2 protein-coding genes and 1 pseudogene are annotated in these 4093 nt (G+C 33.6%); 2 read left to right on the plus strand and 1 reads right to left on the minus strand.

Annotated elements, in window-relative coordinates; all coding sequences use genetic code 11:
• Positions 1–533: 533 nt before the first annotated feature.
• Positions 534–646, plus strand: a pseudogene (locus AC3WTA_RS28395) (ABC transporter permease); the annotation flags it as partial.
• Between the two features lie 737 nt (positions 647–1383).
• On the opposite strand, the gene AC3WTA_RS28400 reads toward AC3WTA_RS28395, so the two are convergent.
• Positions 1384–2343 (minus strand): proline dehydrogenase family protein, encoded by a 960-nt coding sequence (locus tag AC3WTA_RS28400; protein ID WP_000977464.1) that lies wholly within the window; start codon positions 2341–2343, stop codon positions 1384–1386.
• A gap of 117 nt (positions 2344–2460) precedes the next feature.
• Here AC3WTA_RS28400 and pdxR point away from each other — a divergent pair, with 117 nt between their 5' ends.
• Positions 2461–3873, plus strand: coding sequence for a MocR-like pyridoxine biosynthesis transcription factor PdxR (pdxR, locus tag AC3WTA_RS28405; protein ID WP_000964402.1), 1413 nt, complete (start codon positions 2461–2463; stop codon positions 3871–3873).
• Positions 3874–4093 lie beyond the last annotated feature (220 nt).

The following is a 4093-nucleotide window of genomic DNA, read 5'->3' on the forward strand; positions in this document are numbered from 1 at the left end:
AGTTAGTTTGTCTAGCATCTAAAAATAAAAATTGACGTTTCACGTTGTTTGTTTCGTTCAGTTTTCAAAGAACTACTCGGTCGCTCATTTGCGACTCCCTTATGTTAACATCTTCGTTAGTTAATGTCAACTAAGTTTTTATTTCGTTTATCGCGTTCTACGTTATTGCATCGGCGACTTTTCCTATATTACACCTCTATATCCTAATCGTCAATACCTTTTTATAAAGTTATTCAAGTTAATATTTTTACACTCTCTAATCTAAAGAAGAACCTATAAATATTGCATTATCCGAAAAACCTCTTGGACTTCGCTTTAATTTCTTCTCCCAAAATATATTCAAGTTTACTTATACCCTAGACTTAATTGGTACAGAAATTTTCCCCAACGAAACTAACAACCTTTTTTTAATAAATACTAATATGTAATTAAAAAGTTATTACGCTCCCTAACACCTCTTTGTTTATCAGGCACTCTATTAGAAATGATTGAAGATATACGCATCCTTATAACAGACAACGATACAGAAATTCTTATATACTACTCTAGTTATAGAGTTCCCCTTATATGAAGTAATGGTTACTTACCTGTTTACTCGTAAATATATAGAAGTACACTAATACATTTACTAACTATCCCTGTGTCACTGAAATAGCAGACTTATATCTTTTTCATCTTTAGCAGCATCCATTTCCATATGGCCTAGTCGTAATAAATTTCATATCCCCTTAACAAACATTTAAGATATACAAATAAACTATACTCGAGGTCCAAACCAATTAATAGAATTTCTTTTTTAAACATATATACCGGATTAAAAATACGCACCTCAATTGATCGAGTGCACCTAACATACCAAGAAAGAAAGAAAGAAAGAAAGAAAGAAAGAAAGAAAGAAAGAAAGAAAGAAAGAACGTTCGTTCTGTTTGCGTTTTATTACTTTTTATCACATTTAAGGGTGTTTATCATATACCTTATATTTACGTTTTACCGTTAGAAGAGCGAATCGAGTAATTTTATTGTTTCTATTATATATCCTCCGTTTTGAAATACATATAGAATTACAAATTCATTTATTTCTAGCTATACACCTAAGAATACATACATTAAGAAACCAATGCATATAAAACACCCACAAAAACAAATTCTACAACAAGGTATACTACAGCTGTACAATTATAAACCATAATCTTTTCAACACCTATAGGAGTCCTGTCCGCATTTAACGCAAATATAAACTAAAAAAATTTCAATATAAAAAGAGCCGGAATTTCTACTCTAAGGAAAATCCGACTCTTATTTGGGGCCACAACCAAAATGATTTAACTTACTCACTACAACTGAACTCCCTCATAATAACCATAGCCAAAATAATTTTTACATTTAATATTCCCTACTCTGTTGTACTGCAGATGAATGCATCATATCTATCACTGCACGATATAAATTTTCCGGATATTCAGCTATCCGATGGCATAAATACAAGTACCACTCTTTCCCATAAGTCAAATACACCCTAACCTTATGTCCTTTGTTTTTCAAATCACTTAACATATCCGGACGAATTCCATATAGCATTTCTATCTCTACATTAGATTGACTAAAATATTGACGTTTCTCCATTTCTTTAATAAGAATTTCATCATGTGTAGCTATAGATACAGGATGGTTATTTTCAACTAGTTGTTCTACAATCTGAAGATACTGTTGGTTTAAGTCATTTGACCTAGGCATAGCAATATCCGAAACTTCTTGATAGGCACCTTTTACAACTCGTATTTTCCCTGGATAATGTAGGAGTTCTTGAATATCATTGTTTGAGCGATATAAATGCGCCTGAATCGTTATCCCTACATTAGGATATTGCTCAGTTGTTTTTTTATAGATGGAAAGAATGTCTGCTGCTTTAGATGATTCTTCCATACTTATCATAAGGGTAGTTCCATGTACTTTTGCCTTCTCTGCCAACTCCATTAAATAAATATAAGATATTTCTGGATCTATAGATAATCCAATATGCGATAAATCAAGTGATACTGTTTGTTTCATAGATAGAGCACCTATATCCCCAATAAGATTCCAAAACTCATTTTTTGCTTTATAACACTCCTCTATATCTAGAGTATTTTCCCCTATGTATTCTAGTGAAGTATGATAACCTTTTGTAATTAGTTCTTTTGCTATTACAACCCCCTCATGTCTCGTTTCTCCGGTGACAAAGCGTTTCGCAGCTTGCAATAACAACGCATAGAGTTCAGTGGATTGTTGTACATAGGATTTTATATGTTCATTTCGTGCAATCGATTTAAATGCCTGAGCTACTTGGAATTCTGGTTTCATCATCACATTTTCATCCCCTTTAGAACTATTTGATCCAACTATAGCATGCTAAAATGGTTCATATTAGTACCATTTTAATCAAACTTTTATGGTACCAATTTTGATGAAGGGAGCATTTATATGCTTTGGATACCTATTGATCGATCGTTAGATATAAGTTTAATTCGACAAGTTTATCACCAAATACGTGAACGAATATTAAACGGAGAGCTACAATCTGGAGATAAACTACCATCTACACGGGAATTATCTTCTGAGTTAAGCGTGTCTAGGAATGTAATTTTAGAAGCTTATGATCAATTATTTTCCGAAGGTTTTTTGGTCGCTCGACAGGGTGCCGGGACATTCATTGCAGAAGGGACTTATTTAGAACAACGTAAAAAATCAACTCTAATTGATTCTTTATCTTCGTGCGAAGAAATAAACAAAGACAGTAACATCATTAATTTTCGTTCAGGGATACCAGCATTAGACTTATTTCCACGTAAGGGATGGGCAAAGTTATCTCATACTATATGGAATGAAACACCTCCTTCTACGTTTGGATACGATATTCCCGAAGGGCGTCCCGAATTAAGAAAGGTTTTATCACGCTATTTACTAAAAACAAGAGGAGTTTTTTGTCATCCAGAACAATTGGTAATTACCTCCGGTGCAACGCAAGCTTTAACACTTGTTTCTAAGTTACTTTTGTCAACAGGCGACGAAGTACTAATAGAAGATCCCATCACCAATGACATTCAAACCATTTTTAAAAATTCAGGAGCCTTCCTTTATCCTATACCAGTTGATGATAATGGGATGGATACATCTTTGCTGCCTTCAAATAAAAACCCAAAATTCATCTTCACTACTCCTTCTCATCAGTTTCCTTTAGGAGGAGCTTTACCGATTCAACGACGGGTTCAATTGATTAACTACTCAAGAAAAACAAATTGTTATCTCATTGAAGATGATTATGACAGTGAGTTTCGATATGAAGGCTCACCTGTAAGTTCATTACAGGGATTGGATCCCGAGCGTGTTATATATATAGGTTCATTTAGTAAAATTTTATCACCGGCCCTTAGGATGGGATACTTAGTTCTTCCCTCACACCTTATTGAAAAATGTCGCAGGGTAAAATGGTTTTCAGATCTACATACATCTTCTTTAAATCAGCTTGTCCTTGCTAAATTTATTGCCGAAGATTATTTGGAACGACATATTATGAAGATGAAAAAAATCTATAAAACTCGAAGAGACTTCCTTATCCAGCAATTAAAATTAGCATTCTCAAATAAGATCAATATTTTCGGTTATTCTACAGGATTACACCTGATTGTTGAATTCAATCAAGTTCAATTCACAAAAGAATTACTTGAGGAAATCCAACAACTCGGAGTGAAAGTATATCCTGTGGAAGAGCACGCCATTAAAAAAGGAAAACATCATAATCGAATTATTATAGGGTATGGACATTTAACAACTGAAGAAATAAAAGAAGGTGTGAGCAGGCTACAGAGGGCAATACCTTGTATATATTCTTGTTAACGAATAGACGGTCTAACAAACTTGTCCATATTTTTCTGAAGGTATGCTATTTAGGTGTGAAATCATAATAAAATAAAGCTGTTTTTTGCTAGATAAACGTACTCATAGAGCCAACATTAATTACAAGATTATTTCCATTAAACACAAAAAAGACGAGTCATTCTGACTCGTCTTAAAGTTGCTTGGCGACGTCCTACTCTCACAGGGACAAGGTCCCAAC

Source organism: Bacillus sp. EB106-07-01-XG149 (assembly GCF_058791555.1).